The organism is Nocardioides insulae DSM 17944 (genome assembly GCF_000422825.1).
Taxonomy (GTDB): Bacteria; Actinomycetota; Actinomycetes; order Propionibacteriales; family Nocardioidaceae; genus Nocardioides; species Nocardioides insulae.
Genome location: NZ_AUGU01000002.1, coordinates 17,725 through 32,821, shown reverse-complemented (window position 1 = coordinate 32,821; position 15,097 = coordinate 17,725). Strand labels below are relative to the sequence as shown.

The 15,097-nt window shown below is 69.3% G+C and carries 15 protein-coding genes; 9 read left to right on the top strand and 6 right to left on the bottom strand.

Annotated elements, in window-relative coordinates; genetic code table 11:
- Together G515_RS23195 and pknB are read left to right on the top strand one after the other, a co-directional pair.
- On the top strand, positions 1 to 522 hold a 522-nt coding region (locus G515_RS23195), incomplete at its 5' end, for a PT domain-containing protein (RefSeq protein WP_028658551.1).
- On the top strand, positions 519 to 2,297 hold the full coding sequence (pknB, locus tag G515_RS0100450; RefSeq protein WP_028658550.1) for a Stk1 family PASTA domain-containing Ser/Thr kinase: 1,779 nt from the start codon (positions 519 to 521) through the stop codon (positions 2,295 to 2,297). The genes G515_RS23195 and pknB, both read left to right, overlap by 4 nt.
- A gap of 33 nt (positions 2,298 to 2,330) precedes the next feature.
- Here the strand turns inward: pknB and G515_RS0100445 are convergent, their stop codons facing one another.
- Complete coding sequence (locus tag G515_RS0100445; RefSeq protein ID WP_084652870.1) at positions 2,331 to 3,095, bottom strand: DUF881 domain-containing protein; 765 nt, start codon at positions 3,093 to 3,095, stop codon at positions 2,331 to 2,333.
- A 76-nt stretch (positions 3,096 to 3,171) separates the two neighbouring features.
- Between G515_RS0100445 and G515_RS0100440 the strand changes: the two genes are divergently transcribed.
- Positions 3,172 to 3,606 (top strand): cell division protein CrgA, encoded by a 435-nt coding sequence (locus tag G515_RS0100440; RefSeq protein WP_028658548.1) that lies wholly within the window; start codon positions 3,172 to 3,174, stop codon positions 3,604 to 3,606.
- A 350-nt stretch (positions 3,607 to 3,956) separates the two neighbouring features.
- Here G515_RS0100440 and G515_RS23875 read toward each other — a convergent pair whose 3' ends face one another.
- Positions 3,957 to 4,904: a rhomboid family intramembrane serine protease gene (locus G515_RS23875; protein ID WP_028658547.1), complete on the bottom strand. Its 948-nt coding sequence runs from the start codon at positions 4,902 to 4,904 to the stop codon at positions 3,957 to 3,959.
- A 30-nt stretch (positions 4,905 to 4,934) separates the two neighbouring features.
- Positions 4,935 to 5,447 (bottom strand): peptidylprolyl isomerase, encoded by a 513-nt coding sequence (locus G515_RS0100430; RefSeq protein ID WP_028658546.1) that lies wholly within the window; start codon positions 5,445 to 5,447, stop codon positions 4,935 to 4,937.
- A gap of 171 nt (positions 5,448 to 5,618) precedes the next feature.
- Here G515_RS0100430 and G515_RS0100425 point away from each other — a divergent pair, with 171 nt between their 5' ends.
- Positions 5,619 to 6,203, top strand: coding sequence for a hypothetical protein (locus G515_RS0100425; RefSeq protein WP_028658545.1), 585 nt, complete (start codon positions 5,619 to 5,621; stop codon positions 6,201 to 6,203).
- A 90-nt stretch (positions 6,204 to 6,293) separates the two neighbouring features.
- Here G515_RS0100425 and G515_RS0100420 read toward each other — a convergent pair whose 3' ends face one another.
- The 3 genes from G515_RS0100420 to G515_RS18740 are packed head-to-tail and all read right to left on the bottom strand — an operon-like array spanning position 6,294 to position 8,970.
- A complete protein-coding gene (locus G515_RS0100420; protein ID WP_028658544.1) occupies positions 6,294 to 6,680 on the bottom strand; it encodes a DUF3817 domain-containing protein in 387 nt (128 codons plus the stop codon).
- Positions 6,677 to 7,459: an SURF1 family protein gene (locus tag G515_RS18745; protein WP_169570388.1), complete on the bottom strand. Its 783-nt coding sequence runs from the start codon at positions 7,457 to 7,459 to the stop codon at positions 6,677 to 6,679. The genes G515_RS0100420 and G515_RS18745 overlap by 4 nt, the downstream gene beginning before the upstream one ends.
- Before the next feature lie 5 nt (positions 7,460 to 7,464).
- Complete coding sequence (locus G515_RS18740; protein ID WP_051217686.1) at positions 7,465 to 8,970, bottom strand: MFS transporter; 1,506 nt, start codon at positions 8,968 to 8,970, stop codon at positions 7,465 to 7,467.
- Positions 8,971 to 9,171: 201 nt separating this feature from the next.
- Between G515_RS18740 and G515_RS18735 the strand changes: the two genes are divergently transcribed.
- The 5 genes from G515_RS18735 (at position 9,172) to G515_RS18725 (ending at position 15,018) form a co-directional block, all read left to right on the top strand.
- Positions 9,172 to 10,206 (top strand): ABC transporter ATP-binding protein, encoded by a 1,035-nt coding sequence (locus G515_RS18735; RefSeq protein WP_084652866.1) that lies wholly within the window; start codon positions 9,172 to 9,174, stop codon positions 10,204 to 10,206.
- A gap of 76 nt (positions 10,207 to 10,282) precedes the next feature.
- Positions 10,283 to 11,365: an ABC transporter ATP-binding protein gene (locus tag G515_RS18730; RefSeq protein WP_084652864.1), complete on the top strand. Its 1,083-nt coding sequence runs from the start codon at positions 10,283 to 10,285 to the stop codon at positions 11,363 to 11,365.
- A complete protein-coding gene (locus G515_RS0100395; protein WP_028658543.1) occupies positions 11,362 to 12,309 on the top strand; it encodes an ABC transporter permease in 948 nt (315 codons plus the stop codon). The genes G515_RS18730 and G515_RS0100395 overlap by 4 nt, the downstream gene beginning before the upstream one ends.
- A gap of 12 nt (positions 12,310 to 12,321) precedes the next feature.
- Positions 12,322 to 13,266, top strand: a complete 945-nt coding sequence (locus G515_RS0100390) for an ABC transporter permease (RefSeq protein WP_051217685.1) — start codon at positions 12,322 to 12,324, stop codon at positions 13,264 to 13,266.
- Positions 13,267 to 13,356: 90 nt separating this feature from the next.
- A complete protein-coding gene (locus G515_RS18725) occupies positions 13,357 to 15,018 on the top strand; it encodes an ABC transporter substrate-binding protein (RefSeq protein WP_084652862.1) in 1,662 nt (553 codons plus the stop codon).
- Positions 15,019 to 15,097: the final 79 nt, after the last annotated feature.

The window sequence follows — 15,097 nt, the reverse complement described above, 5'->3', positions numbered from 1 at the left end:
CTCCTCATCGCGTTCCTCGGCTGGAGGCTGCTCAACGGTGAGGACGATCGGGATCCGGTCGCGCCGGCCCCGAGCAGCGACACCCCCTCGCCGTCCGAGTCGGAGGAGCCGACCGAGGAGCCCACCCAGGAGCCCACGCAGGAGCCGACCGAAGAGCCCACGGAGGAGCCCACGCAGGAGCCGACCGAAGAGCCCACGGAGGAGCCCACGGACGAGCCGACCGAGGAACCCACCGAAGAGCCCACGGACGAGCCGACCGAGGAACCCACCGAAGAGCCCACGGACGAGCCGACCGAGGAACCCACCGAGGAACCCACGGACGAGCCGACCCAGGCCACCGACCAACCCACTCAGGCTCCCGACACCTCGCAACCTGCTGATGGCACCGACAGCCCCGCAGCCTCCGGTCCCACGGCTCAGGAGAGCGAGGGCGCCGGAGCCCGACCGGTGCTGCCGGACTCCGGCGTGGACCGAACAGACGCGGCCGCCGTCGACCCAGCCGGAGAGGACGCCACCCGATGAACACGACACCCCCGACCATGGTCGGAGGACGCTATGAGCTCGGTGAGCTCCTCGGCCGCGGCGGCATGGCCGAGGTCCGTAAGGGCGTCGACTCCCGACTGGGCCGGATCGTCGCGATCAAGCGGCTCCGCTCCGACCTGGCCAGCGACCACACCTTCCAGGCGAGGTTCCGACGCGAGGCCCAGTCCTCGGCGTCCCTCAACCATCCGGCGATCGTCGCTGTCTACGACACCGGTGAGGAGCAGAACTCCCAGGGCATCGCCCAGCCCTACATCGTGATGGAGTACGTCGCCGGCCGCACCCTGCGCGACGTCCTGCGGGAGGGACGCAAGATCCTTCCCGAGCGGGCCCTGGAGATCACCTCCGGCGTGCTGTCCGCGCTGGACTACAGCCACCGCGCGGGGATCATCCACCGCGACATCAAGCCGGGCAACGTCATGCTCACCCCGAGCGGCGACGTCAAGGTGATGGACTTCGGCATCGCCCGGGCGATGAACGACGCCTCCAACACCATGACCCAGACCGCGGCCGTGGTCGGCACCGCGCAGTACCTCTCCCCCGAGCAGGCCCGCGGAGAGACCGTCGACTCCCGCTCGGATGTCTACTCCGCCGGCTGCCTGCTCTACGAACTCCTCACCGGCCGGCCGCCGTTCGTCGGCGACTCGCCGGTCGCGGTCGCCTACCAGCACGTTCGCGAGAACGCCGCTCCCCCCTCCGACCACGACACGTCGCTGCCCCCCGAGGTCGACGCGATCGTGATGAAGTCGCTGGCCAAGCGGGTCGAGGACCGCTATCAGTCGGCCTCCGAGATGCGCACCGACATCGAGCGCTACCTCGCCGGGCGGCCGGTGACCGCCGTGGCCCCCACCATGGTCGCCGCCACCGAGGGACCCGCCACCGAGGGACCCGCGACCGCGGTGGCACCGGCGGCGGTCGGCGAGCCCGAGGCGGACCCCGCCGAGGAGGAGCGGAAGGGCCGACGCGGCGTCATCATCGCGATCGGGCTGCTGGTGATCGCGCTGATCGCCGCGATCACCTTCCTGCTGCCCCGGCTCTTCGAGGACGCACCCGAGCAGACCGCCGTACCCGACGTCGTCGGGCAGACCGAGCGGCAGGCCCGCGCCGCCCTGGGAGACGTGGGCCTCGAGCCGGTCATCGACGGCTACCGCACCGACGAGAGCATCCCCGAGGGATCGGTGATCAGCCAGAGCCCCGTGCGTGACCAGTACGTCGACCCCGGCTCGGCCGTGTCCCTGGTCGTCTCCGAGGGCAAGCCGGAGGTGAACGTGCCGGGCGTGGTGGGCATGCAGTTCTCCGACGCGAAGGAGGAGCTGCGCACCGCCGGGCTGAAATGGACGCGCGAGGTGCGTGACTCCGACGAGCCGGCCGGGGAGGTCGTCGAGGCCAATCCGATGCCGGGCGTGGCCGTGGCCGAGGGATCAACGGTGACCCTCTTCGTCTCCGACGGTCCGTCCAAGGTCCCGAACGTCGTCGGTCAGCAGGTCACCGACGCCGAGCAGGCGATCCGCGACGCCGGGTTCGTGCCGGAGCGGCGCGACGACGGCAGTTCGACCCAGCCGGCCGGCACGGTCACCGAGACGTTCCCGGGCAGGGGCCAGACCGCCAACAAGGGCGACACCGTGCTGCTCTTCGTCTCGACCTACGTCACGCCGACGCCCACGCCGACCCCCACCCCCACGCCGACGCCCACGCCGACCGATCCGACGACGCCGACCCCGACCGAGGGGGTCCCCCCGAGCCCGACCCTCCCGTGACGCGGTGAGCGGCCGGGCACCCGTCGGGAGCGGTCAGCTGTCGATCGGTTCGGCGTAGCGGAAGTCGACGACGCCGTCGTACGCCGGCGCGACCAGCTCGTCGTCCGCCTCGACATCCCAGCCGATCCCGATGTCGGGGTCCTCGGCCTGGGCGCGGTAGACGGCCAGGTAGGCGTCGGTGGCGAGCGCGGTGAGCAGTTCGGCCTGGTCGCCGACGGCGCTGATCTCGTAGGGCTGCGGGTAGGGCACGCCCTGGAGCTGGACCGAGCTGCCGTCGCACTTGATGCCGGTGGTGGAGATGACCCGCTGGCCCTGGATGGTCACCGCCTTCGCGCCGCCCTTCCACAGGGCGTTGACCACGGCCTGGATGTCCTGCTGGTGCACGACCATCAGGTTGGGGTCCTGGTCGGTGGCTTCGATCAGCTCGGCCGGAGCGTCGGAGAGGGTGACGGTGAGCCCTTCCCCGGTCGCGGGCAGCATGCCCGCAGGGTCGTAGAGGTCCTGGATCCGATGCTTGTAGCGGCGTACGTCGCGGTCGTCGACCCCCCGCGCGAGCGAGTCGACCTCGGCGTTGAGCTGGGCGAGGTCGCCCCGGACCGAGTCGACCCGGTCGGCCTCCCTCTCGACCACCGAGGCCAGATCCTGGTAGCGCTCGGGCCGCAGGTCGGTGCCGTCGCTGTTGGCCGCGCTCACCACGAACAACCCACCGCAGACCAGCACCACCGCGGGTGTCCCCCACCGCCAGGCCGAGGAACGGCGCGGGGCGCGCTCGCCCCTCGCGTGGGTTCTCGGCAACATGGCGACTACGCTATCCCGCGAGCGGATGGGGTATCGAAACCTCCGCACCCGTAGCCAGACTTCAGGAGCATCACCCGTGGCCAAGCTCAAGCCGAGGCAGACCCTCAGCGACCCGACCCGAGGCCGGTTGTTCACGGTCCGCTTCATCGTGGCGCTGGTGCCGATGGTGCTCGGTGTCGGCTGGATCGTCTACTACTACGCCAAGGTGCGCGACGGCTCCCCCGCGGCGCTGGCCGACCTCGGGCTGTGGAACTACGCGATCGGCTTCGGCCTGCTGCTGCTGGGCCTGATCCTCGCCGCCCACCCCGACACCCCGCTCGGCCGCGGCCGCGGCGTCGTCGTGGGCATGCTGAGCTGCTTCATCATCGGCCTGCTGTGGATCTGTACCTTCTACCTCTTCAGTGACGACCTGTCCTCGATCTGGGTCTTCAACGACCTGGGCCAGTGGAACCTCGTCGTCGGCATCGCCTTCATGGCCGTCGGCTTCGCCTACGCGACCAAGTGGGAGTGACACACCACCACCCCTGACGCCGTACGGCGCCCCGCCTCCGGGCTGGGCGCCGTACCTCATTTCGGGGCGATCCGGTCCCGTCCGCCGGGTTCCGGTGTCTGAGGGCGTGGGCTGGGGTTTCTCCACACTGTGGATAACGGCTGTGGACAAACCACACCGATGTCATTCAGCGGCCCCGACGGGCCGCCGATCGAGCACGGCCGGTGAATGACATCGACGTAGTTCTCCACAGCACTGTGCACAGCTTGGGGAAATCGGGTCCCTGAAGCGGCCGGCCCAGGGTCTCCTGCCGGCCGGTACGGCGCGCAGCATCCCGGGACGTGGCAAGCACGCCCCGGGAGTCCGCCGGGTCAGGTCAGGGTCGCCGTCCGGGCGACCACCAGAGCGGCGATCACCAGGCCGATCGCGACCAGCCCGCCGACCTGCACGGCGGTACGACGCTCGCGGGGCGCGTAGACGAGGACGGCGGTGGTGGCCAGTCCGCCCAGGAAACCGCCCAGATGGCCCTGCCAGGAGATGTTCGGCATCAGGAAGGTGTAGGCGAACATGATGGCCACCCAGACGAACACCGACCGCAGTTCGGTGCGCCGCTTGAGGGCCAGCACCACCCAGGCGCCGACCAGGCCGAAGATGGCACCCGAGGCACCGTGGGTGGCTCCGGTCTCGGGGCCCACCCAGTAGACCAGTGCCGAACCGGCCAGGCCGGAGAGCAGGTAGACCGCGAGGAACCGGGCCCGCCCGAGGACGTGCTCCAACTGCGGGCCGAGCACGTAGATCGCCAGGCAGTTGAAGAGCAGGTGGGTGATGCTCACATGCACGAACATCGAGGTGACCAGTTCCCACCAGGCGCCGTCGGCGACGCCCGGGGACCAGGTGCCGGCGGAGAAGGCGCCCGAGCCGCAGACGGCCTCGGTGGCACCGGCGAAGTAGCGGCCGCCGTCGACGGTGCAGGTGCCGCTCGGCGAGAGGGCGAGCAGCTCGAAGAGCCGGCTGCTGTAGCCGCCGGTGAGCCGGATCGCGAGCCAGACGCCGACGTTGATCGCGATCAGCACGAGGCTGGTGATGGTGGCGTTGGTCGGCATCAGCCCGCCGTACGCCGTGCGCCCGCTGCGGGTGTCACGCCTCCCCTGGGAGACGCAGTCGGGGCACTGGAAGCCCACCGCCGCAGGGGTCATGCAGTCGGGACAGATCGAGTTGCCGCACCGTTGACAGCGGATGTGGCTCTCCCGGCCGGGGTGCCGGTAACAGGTCGGCACCCCGGCACCGGGAGTGGGTCCCGCGCCCGCGGGTGTGCTCACGCGGAACCTCCTGGCTCGATCCGGCTGCGGTCAGCCGTTGACGATCTCGACGGTCTCGATCACGACCGGGTCGACCGGCCGGTCGCCCGCGCCGGTCTTGGTGGTGCCGATGGCGTCGACGACCTCGCGCGAGGGCTGGTCGGCGACCTCACCGAAGATGGTGTGCCGGTTGTTGAGCCACGGGGTGGCGCCGACGGTGATGAAGAACTGCGACCCGTTGGTGCCGGGGCCGGCGTTGGCCATCGCGAGCAGATAGGGCCGGTCGAACTGGAGCTCGGGGTGGAACTCGTCCTTGAAGGTGTACCCCGGGCCGCCGGTGCCGGTGCCCAGCGGGCAGCCGCCCTGGATCATGAAGCCGTCGATGATGCGGTGGAAGCCGAGCCCGTCGTAGAACGGTCCGGTCTTGTCGGTGCCGGTGGAGTACTCCTTCTCACCGGTGGCGAGACCGACGAAGTTGTCCACCGTCGCCGGTGCGTGGTTGGGGAACAGGTTGATGGTGATGTCTCCACGGTTGGTGTGGAGGATCGCCTTCTGGTCAGCCATGAGAGTCCTTCTGTTTCGGATACTTACGCTCGGTAGTGGGTACCCACGACGGTACGTGCGTCGATCCTCCCATGATCGACCTGATCACCAGTGGTGAGGCAGGCTGGTCCCCCAGAGGGCCGGGACGGTAATCGCCGTCGTCGGCTGATCATCCAGCGAGAGGAGCGCGAGATGTCGTGGCAGACCAAGGCGGAGTCGGTGCGGGAGAACCTGGAGGAGTCCTTCGACAAGGTGGCGAACAGCAATGCCTCGGCTCAGCTGGCCTCCGCCACCGAGCAGGCGCGCGAGCAGCTCGGCGAGGTGATCGAGCAGGTCGAGGAGTTCATCGAGGACACCGCCCTCCCCGCCCTCGCCGAGGCCAGTGAACGCGCCCGCGAGGAAGCGCACTCCTTCGCCACCGAGAAGGCCGCGCCGGCGCTGGCCGCCGGTGCCGCACTCGCGGCCGGGCAGGCCCAGAACGTGCAGGACAAGGCCGAGGAGTGGGCGGCCACCGCCGACGACTCCTCGGGTGGTCGCCGCGTCCGCTGGGTGCTGCTCGCCGTCGCCGGCGCCGCGGGCGTTGTCGCCGCCACGCTGGTACGCCGCCGGATGAACCGGCCGCCGGTCGACGACTGGGCTTCGGCCGGGCCCGCTCCCGTCGCGGACCCCCGCCCCTCCGACGCCGAGCTGGACGCCGACGCCGAACTGGACGACGAGTCCGCGGCGCCCGGCAAGCACACCGGGACCGGTGCCGGCGAGAGCGGTCAGCGCCCCTGACCCGTCCTCACGCCGTACCTCTGCGCCGGCCCACCCGGATGTCCGTGGTGGGCCGGCGCAGTGGTGTCCGGAGTCGGCTGACGCGGTGGTTCAGACGAGTGCGGGGTATTCGGCCTTGACCCGCTTGACCGCCCGGTGCTCGGCCCAGAAGCTGAGCACGGGGATGGTGCCGCAGATCAGGGTCACCACCGTGAACCCGATGTCCCACTTGGCCTTGCGGGAGAGCAGGAACGCGGTGATCAGGAAGATCAGGTAGAGCCAGCCGTGGGCGACACCGAGGTACGCCGAGATGTCGGACCCGAGCCGCCAGCCCCAGCCGGCGGTGTCGTTCACTCCCTCGATCGCCGGCTCGGCGAGCCAGCCGGCGTCGCTGATCAGGTAGCCGTAGTGCAGCGGGAGCCCGATGAGGCACAGCACGATGAGAAGCACACCCACGATCGTCGCCATGACGCGGTAGGCGGTCAGATTGCCCTTCACGTCGGTGAGCCTACGGACCGATCGGTGACCGACCGGTCCTCGCCCTCCTCGTCGGGTTCGGGGTGAGTGACGTCGCGCACGTAGCGCCACCAGATGAAGACCGCGAACAGGCCGAAGATCCACCACTCGATGGCGTAGAGCAGATTGCGCAGGGCGGTGAAGGTGCCGGCCTCGGGGAGCTGCTCCAACGTGGCCGGTTCCGGTGCTCCCACCGGGTCCTCGCTGACGATGTAGCCGCTGTAGAGGTCCTGGTCGACGTGCTGGATCACATCCGCGACGCGTAGCTGTGGGATCACATCATCGGTGCGGTCCTCGTCGACGGCGCCGGTGCCCTCGGCGGGCTGGAGCCAGCCGGTCACCTCTCCGGGTCCGGTGGGCGCCGCGGGCGCCTCGGCCGGGTCGGCCACCCAGCCGCGGACGACGGGGATGGCCGGGTCGCCGCTCCCGTCGATGGCCAGCGGGGTCACCACCCAGTAACCGTCGGCCCCGTCGCTCTCCCGGCCGCTGATGTAGACCGTGCCCTCGGGCACCCACACCCCCGCGGCGTCGACCGGGTGGCCCACCACCGCACCCGGGAAGGGATCGTCCGAGCCGAGCAGATCCTCCAGCGGCACCGGCGCCTGGCTGGTCAGATCCATCGCCTCGACCTCGCGGGCGTGCTGCCAGGAGTCGAGCTGCCACAGGCCGAGGAGCGTCGCCACCACCACGCAGGCCAGACCGAGCGCGTGCGCGGCCCAGAGCTTGGGGTGCCAGATCGGCACGACGGCGGGGGACGACACGCCGTTCAGCGTACGTCGGCACCCCCGTCGGGCGCCCATCGCGAGCGCTGCTCCGGCACGGTGGGCTCGGCCACATCACGGCGCCGTCGCCGCGGCAGGGTGAACCAGAACCCGACCACGCCGAGGACGACGAGGAAGCCGGTGGCGACCAGGAAACCGGGGACCACCTGGTCGGCGTCCCCGGCAGGCACCACCGCCGCGATGACCTGCCGGCGTAGGTCGGTGGCCAGACCGGCGGTGAGCAAGGTGAGGGAGAGCGCCAGGCTGGTGACGTTGCCGGTGTTCTGCATCATCAGACGCATCCCGTTGACGACCCCGAGGGAGTCGCCGGGTGAGGCCTCCAGCATCGTGGTGGCGTTGGTGCCGATGAACAGCCCGGTGCCGATGCCGCTGACCAGCAGCCCCACCGGCAGCAGTGGGGTGACGGTCAGGCCGATCGCGGCCATGACGAGGACCCCTCCGGCCAGGCCGATGCCCGATCCCAGTGCCGAGATCTGGTGCGGGGTCAGTCGACGGCCCAGCGAACCGATCGACATCGCGGCCAGGATCGAGCCCACCGGGAGCGGCAGGATCCGGATCCCCGCCTCGGTCGGCCCGACCTCGAGCACGGCCTGGAGGTAGATGCTCACCAGCACGACCATCGGGAACCGCGCGGCGCCGTTGAAGAAGGTGGCGAGGTAGAGCCGGGTCAGCCCGGAGCGGCGGATCGCCGGTAGGTCGAGCACGGGATGGGCGGCTCGCCGCTCGACGGCCAGCAACACCGGCACCAGCGCGATCGCCAGCCCGATGCTTCCCCAGACCAGCGGATCGCCCCAGTGCAGGTCGCTGACCAGGGAGATGCCGGTCGTGAACAGCACGACCACGACGATCAGGGTGAGGTTGCCGCCCAGGTCCAGGTCCCGCACCCCGGCCGAGGCGTCCTCCGAAGCGCGATGGTCGTGCGGCAGCAGCACCATCCCGACGATCAGGGCGACCAGGCACAACGGCACGTTGAACCAGAAGACCCACTGCCATCCGAACCACTCGACGACCGCGCCACCGACCGTCGGACCGAGCAGGTTGGCGACCGGGAACGAGGCGGCGTACAGGCCCATCGCGGTGTTGAGCGCGGGCTGCCGGAATGCCGCGTGGATGAGGGTGGCGCCGTTCGCGAGCAGGATCGCCCCGCCGATCGCGGCCACGACCCGTAGTCCGATGAGCACCCCGACGGTCGGCGCCAGTCCGCTCAGCACCGAGGAGAAGGTGAAGATGGTGAGCCCGCAGATGTAGAGCCGGCGCCGACCCCAGGTGTCGCTGAGCCGGCCCACGAGCAACAGGCATGCCGTACTGGTGACCATGTAGGAGAGCAACAGCCAGCTGCCCTGGAGGGCGGTCGCCTCGAAGTGCCTGGTGAGGGTGGGGAGAGCGATGGTCAGGGTGCTGCCGTTGAGCCCGATGAGGGTGCTGACCAGACAGACGACCACCAGCGTCGACCACGCAGTGCGGGGAGCACCGCCCGACCTGGTCGTCATCGGCCACCTTCTTAGAATTTAGTTCTAAAACACGGGGATTCTGACCCGCCCGGGTAGCGATGTCAACGCGAGCAGACGCCGGATGCTGCCATAGCCAGGAAGCTTCACCCAGCAGTCCCGGTGTGACCCTTGACACAACCAACGCCCCACCCAATGATGAGCGACATCCTAGAGCGTGGTTCTAGATTGGAGCGTTGCCCCATGACATCGCGACATGATTCTGCTCCGCTGCTGGTCATCGATGACCTGCACGTGGAGTTCGACACCGGCGGCTCGACGGTCGAAGCGGTCAGCGGCGTGGACCTCGAGATCCGCGCCGGCGAGACCGTCGCCGTGGTCGGTGAGTCCGGATCCGGCAAGAGCGTCACCGCGATGGCGGTACTCCAGCTGCTCGGCAACGGACGGATCAGCGGCGGTTCGGTGACCTGGGACGGCACCGACATCACCCATGCGAGCAACAAGAAGCTGCGCTCGATCCGAGGCAACGACATCGCGGTCGTCTTCCAGGATCCGATGACCTCCCTCGACCCGCTCTACTCGATCGGCAACCAGCTCAGCGAGGCGCTCCGCCTGCACCAGCGGATGAGCCGCAAGCAGGCTCGCGAGCGTGCCATCGAGCTCCTCGGGATGGTGGGCATCCCCGACCCGGCACACAAGGTCGACGCCTACCCCCACCAACTCTCCGGCGGACAGCGGCAGCGCGTCATGATCGCCGGCGCGCTCGCCTGCACCCCGCGGCTGATGATCGCCGACGAGCCCACCACCGCCCTCGACGTCACCGTCGAGGCCCAGGTGCTCAACCTGATGCGGGACCTGCAGCGCGAGACCGGGGTCGCGCTCATGCTCATCACCCACGACATGGGCGTGGTGGGTGAGATGGCCGACCGAGTGGTCGTCTTCTACGCCGGGTACGTCGTGGAGTCCGGCCTCGCCGACGACGTCCTGAACCACCCCCAGCACCCCTACACCCAGGCCTTGCTCACCGCCATCCCCCGGCGCGACACACCGCGCGACGAGCCGATGCCGGCCATCCCCGGCACCGTCCCCGGCCTCCACGAGATGCCGGCTGGCTGCCGCTTCATCACCCGCTGCCCCTACGCCGCGGAACGCTGCTCGGAGCCCCAGGAGATCGTCCGGCTCGAGGTGGCCGGGAAGCAGCGTGACGTCCGCTGCTGGCGGGCAGACCCCGCACACCGCACGTCCGCCACCATCGAGTCCGAGCTGGAGGTCCTGTGATGAGTCGTCCCGTCCACCTGCTCCCGCGCCTAGACCGCGTGCTGGCCGGCGTTCTACCCAGCGCACGGAGGCCCCGATGACCGCACCCACGCTCAACGGGGTCGAGCGCGAGGTGACGAACCGGCCGCTGGTCGAGGCGACCGACCTGGTCAAGCACTTCGAGGTGGGGGGTGGGTTCCTGTCCGCCAAGCGACCGCCGGTGCGGGCGGTGGACGGCGTCTCGTTCACCATCAACCGCGGCGAGACCCTGGGACTGGTCGGCGAGTCCGGCTCGGGCAAGTCCACCCTGGGACGGCTGGTGCTCCGCCTGATCGAGGCGACCAGCGGCAGCGTCACCTTCGACGGTCAGGACGTGCTCGCCCTCAAGAACAAGGAGCTGATCGCGCTCCGCAGCCGGATGCAGCTGATCTTCCAGGACCCCGTCAGCTCGTTCAATCCGCGGATGACCATCGAGCAGGTCCTGACCGAGCCGATGCTCGTGCACGGGGTCGGCGACGCCGCCTCGCGCAAGGCCCGCTGCCGGGAACTGCTGGATCTGGTGAGCCTCCCGAGCACGGCCCTGGCGCGTTATCCGCACCAGTTCTCCGGCGGACAGGCCCAACGCATCGGCATCGCCAGGGCACTGACCACCAACCCCGACCTGATCGTGTGCGACGAGGCGGTCAGCGCCCTGGACGTCTCGGTGCAGGCGCAGGTGCTCAACCTGCTCAAGGACGTCCAGAAGGAACTCGGGCTCTCCTATCTGTTCATCGCCCACGACCTCAACGTCGTGCGCTACATGTCCGACCGGATCTGCGTGATGTACCTCGGTCGTCTCGCCGAGGAGGGGCCGAGCGACATCCTCCTCAACGAGCCGCTGCACCCCTACACCGAGGCGCTGGTCGACGCGATCCCGTCATCGGACACGATCGGGCGGGCCCGCGAACCACTGGCCGGCGAGATCCCCAACCCGAGCGCACCGCCGTCCGGCTGCCGTTTCCACACCCGGTGTCCCAAGCGGTTCGAGCCCTGCGACCACCTCGAGCCCGAGCTGATCACCGTCGGTGCCGGCAACGTCAGCTGCCATCTCCACACCGAGCAGGCCGCCCTCCACCGACACCAGGATCCGCCGGAGCACTCGCTCCACGGCGAGGACCCTCAGGAAGGGGCCACCGCATGATCGCCTACGCCGCCCGCCGGTTCGTCTACGGCCTCCTGGTGCTCTTGATCGTGACGGCGATGGTCTTCATCACCCTGCGCGCGATCCCGGGCGACGTCGTCCGGGTGCAGCTCGCCGACTCCCCCGGCGTGACCGAGGAGCAGATCGCACAGCGCACCGCGGAGCTCGGCCTGGACCAGCCGGTCTACTCCCAGTTCTTCGTCTTCATGGGGGGCGCGCTCCGCGGCGACCTCGGCACCTCCTTCCAGGACAACGCCTCGGTGACCGCGGAGATCCTGCACCGGCTCCCGATCACCCTGGAGCTCGGCTTCCTCGCGATCCTGCTCGGCGTCCTGCTCGGGCTGCCGCTCGGGCTGATCTCGGCGATCCGGAAGAACACCCTGCTCGACCAGTTCCTCCGCCTGGTCTCCGTCGTCGGTATCTCGATCCCCAACTTCTGGCTCGCCCTGCTCTTCATCACCTATCTGTCGCTGTGGTTCCAGTGGTCACCACCGCTGGTCTACGTCGGGCCCTTCGAGGATCTCTCGCAGAACCTCGTCCATATGACGTTGCCGGCGATAGCGCTCGGTACGGCGGCGATGGCGAGCATCTCCCGGATGCTGCGGTCCTCGATGCTGGAGGTGATGGGGTCCAACTTCATCCGCACCGTCCGCGCCCGCGGCGCCTCGGAGTGGAACGTGATCTTCAAGCACGCCGGCCGCAACTCCACGATCCCGGTCTTCACCCTGCTCGGCCTCCAGGTCGGTGCCGTGCTGGGCGGCACGGTGATCCTCGAGTCGATCTTCAGCATCCCCGGCATGGGTTCGCTGATCTTCGAGTCGGTCCAGTTCCGTGACTACCCGATGGTGCTGGGCTGCGTGATCTTCTACGGCGGCCTGTTCATCATGGTCAACCTGCTGGTCGACGTCGCCTATGCCGCCATCGATCCCCGGATCCGGTACTGAGGAGCGTGCTCCATGACTGACCAGCGCATCGACAGCCCCACCGGACCTGTCCCCGCCGGCGCCACGGCCGCCGCGGTCGCCACCGCCCAGACGGTCGGCGGAGTGGCTCCGCCACTGCCGCCCAAGCGTCGGCTCGGCCGCTTCATCAAGGAGCAGCCGATCGGCATGGTCGCGCTCAGCCTGATCGCCCTGTTCGTGATCGTGGCCGCGCTCGCCCCCTGGCTGGCGCCGTACGACCCCCTGGCGCAGGACCGCACCGCGATCCAGCAGGCGCCGAGCGCCGCCCACCTCTTCGGCACCGACGACCTGGGGCGCGACGTGCTCAGCCGGACGATGTACGGCGCCCGCACCTCGCTGTCCATCGGAGTGTGCACCCTGATCATCGGCGGCCTGATCGGCGTGCTCTTCGGCATCGTGTCCGGCTACTTCGGCGGTTCCTGGGTGGACAGCACGATCCAGCGGTTCATGGACGCGCTGATGGCCGTCCCGGCGATCGTGCTGCTGCTCTTCATCGCCGCCCTGCTCGGCCCGAGCATCCGCAACACCATCATCGCGCTCAGCATCCTGTTGGTGCCGTCCTTCAACCGGGTGGCCCGCGGCGAGATGCTGCGCATCCGGGCAGAGACGTACGTCGAGGCGGCGCGGGCAGTCGGGTGCAGCACCCCACGCATCCTGATGCGCTACGGCCTGCCCAACCTGATGGCTCCGCTGTTCGTCCTGGCCAGCCTGAACTTCGCGATCGTGCTGATCGCGGAGTCCTCGCTGAGCTTCCTCGGCATCGGTACCCCGCCACCGACCCCGTCCTGGGGCCGGATGCTGAGTGAGGGCTCCCAGTTCCTGGAGATCGCGCCGTGGATCGCGTTCTACCCCGGCCTGGTGCTCTCCATCTCGGTGCTCGCGTTCAACCTGCTCGGCGACGCCCTGCGCGACTTCCTCGACCCGAAGCAGCGCCGATGAGGACCCCTTTCGACCCATCTCCTGCCCGACCGTTCACACCACCCCCGACACCGGCGTCCTGCCGGCCACCCACCACCAAGGAGTAAGACCATGCGCGTTTCGACGGGCACACGGCTACGGACCGCCGGTGTGCTATTGGCCTGCAGTGCGCTGACCACGGCCTGCTTCAGCGGATCCGGCAGCGACGAGGGATCCGCGTCCGCCTCGGGGGACGAACCGGGAGCGGTGGTCACCGACGCCGGGGACCCGGTCGACGGCGGCGTCCTCTACACCGCCGCGACCACCGACGCCATCTCCCTGGATCCCCAGGCCGAGGCGTCGTTCACCGTCCACTACGCCGTGGGCACCGTGTACAACCGGCTGCTCGCCTTCCAGACGGGTGAGCAGTACGAGTTCAACACCAACGAACTCAAGGGCGACCTGGCCGAGGAGTGGGAGGCCAACGACGACCGCACCGAGTGGACCTTCCACCTGCGCGAGGGCGTGAAGTGGCAGAACAAGCCCCCGGTCAACGGTCGCGAGTTCACCTCGAAGGACGTCACCTGCACCCTTGACCGGATCACCTCCCTGCCCGGCCACCAGATCGGGCTGATCGGCAACGTCGCGAAGGTCGAGACCCCCGACGACTACACCGTGGTGTTCAAGCTGAAGTCGCCGCAGGCGGCCTTCGACGAGACCATGGCCAACCCGTTCATGGTGATCCTCCCGTGCGAGGGCACCGAGGGGAAGTTCGACCTGGCGGAGGAGGCGATCGGCACGGGCCCGTTCATGCTGGAGAGCTGGAAGAAGGATCAGGAGCGGGTCTACGTCAAGAACCCCGACTACTTCCTGGAGGGGCTGCCGCACCTGGACGGCATCAACGTCACCGTGATGCCCGACGCCCAGGCCCAGATCGCGGCGCTGCGCTCGGGCAAGTTGGACATCATCTCCGCGCTCTCCACCGAGAAGAACCAGGTCGACCAGCTGGTCAAGCAGATCGACGGTCTCCAGCTGGTCCAGGAGGAGGGCACCTCGCACACCCGGATCCCGTTGAACGTCACCAAACCGCCCTTCGACGACGTCCGCGTGCGCCAGGCGGTGGGCATGGCCATCGACCGCGAGGGCATGGCCAACACCATCCGGGTAGGCGGCGTGATGACCGCCGCGGTCACGCCGAGCATCTTCGGCGGCCTGACCGAGGAGGAGTCCCTGGAGGCGATGCCGTACGACCCGGAGGCCGCCAAGAAGCTGCTGGCCGATGCCGGCTACCCCGACGGCTTCGACACCACCCTCACCGTCACCAACGGGTACGGCGAGACCGTCGTCCGCGAGGCCCAGTGGGTGCAGGAGGACCTCGCCGAGATCGGGATCAACGCCGAGATCAAGATCGATGACTACGCCACCTACATCGGCGACACCTGGCCCACCCTGAAGTACGACATGATCTACGGCCTGCAGACCCCGATGCTGACCGCGGACGAGTACCTCACCACCGAGTACACCTCCGACGGCACCCGCAACTGGTACGGCATCAAGGACCCGAAGCTCGACAAGATGATCGCCGAGCAGCGCACGATCATCGACGACACCGAGCGTGAGCAGGCGATCCGGGACATCCAGTACTACATCCTGGAGAACGTCGCCTCGCCGGTGACGCTCTACGCCTACAACACCCAGACGATCCTGGCACCGGACGTGCGCAACTTCTGGAACCACCCGGACTACTCCCAGTTGGAGATGGAGGACGTCTGGCTCGACCCCGACGCCGGCTGATCGACGGCTGATCCTCGACGCCGGTCCCGGCAGTACGTCGGCCGGGATCGTCGAGGCCACAGGGGTGGCGGCCACCGGC

Excerpts from the sequence above, each read along its gene's own strand:
- G515_RS0100430 (WP_028658546.1), bottom strand. The coding sequence starts at position 5,447 with ATGGCTGACCAGAAGGCGATCCTCCACACCAACCGTGGAGACATCACC.
- pknB (WP_028658550.1), top strand. The coding sequence starts at position 519 with ATGAACACGACACCCCCGACCATGGTCGGAGGACGCTATGAGCTCGGT.
- G515_RS0100445 (WP_084652870.1), bottom strand. The coding sequence starts at position 3,095 with ATGTTGCCGAGAACCCACGCGAGGGGCGAGCGCGCCCCGCGCCGTTCC.
- G515_RS18740 (WP_051217686.1), bottom strand. The coding sequence starts at position 8,970 with ATGACGACCAGGTCGGGCGGTGCTCCCCGCACTGCGTGGTCGACGCTG.
- G515_RS0100425 (WP_028658545.1), top strand. The coding sequence starts at position 5,619 with ATGTCGTGGCAGACCAAGGCGGAGTCGGTGCGGGAGAACCTGGAGGAG.
- G515_RS18725 (WP_084652862.1), top strand. The coding sequence starts at position 13,357 with ATGCGCGTTTCGACGGGCACACGGCTACGGACCGCCGGTGTGCTATTG.
- G515_RS0100395 (WP_028658543.1), top strand. The coding sequence starts at position 11,362 with ATGATCGCCTACGCCGCCCGCCGGTTCGTCTACGGCCTCCTGGTGCTC.
- G515_RS18735 (WP_084652866.1), top strand. The coding sequence starts at position 9,172 with ATGACATCGCGACATGATTCTGCTCCGCTGCTGGTCATCGATGACCTG.
- G515_RS18730 (WP_084652864.1), top strand. The coding sequence starts at position 10,283 with ATGACCGCACCCACGCTCAACGGGGTCGAGCGCGAGGTGACGAACCGG.
- G515_RS0100390 (WP_051217685.1), top strand. The coding sequence starts at position 12,322 with ATGACTGACCAGCGCATCGACAGCCCCACCGGACCTGTCCCCGCCGGC.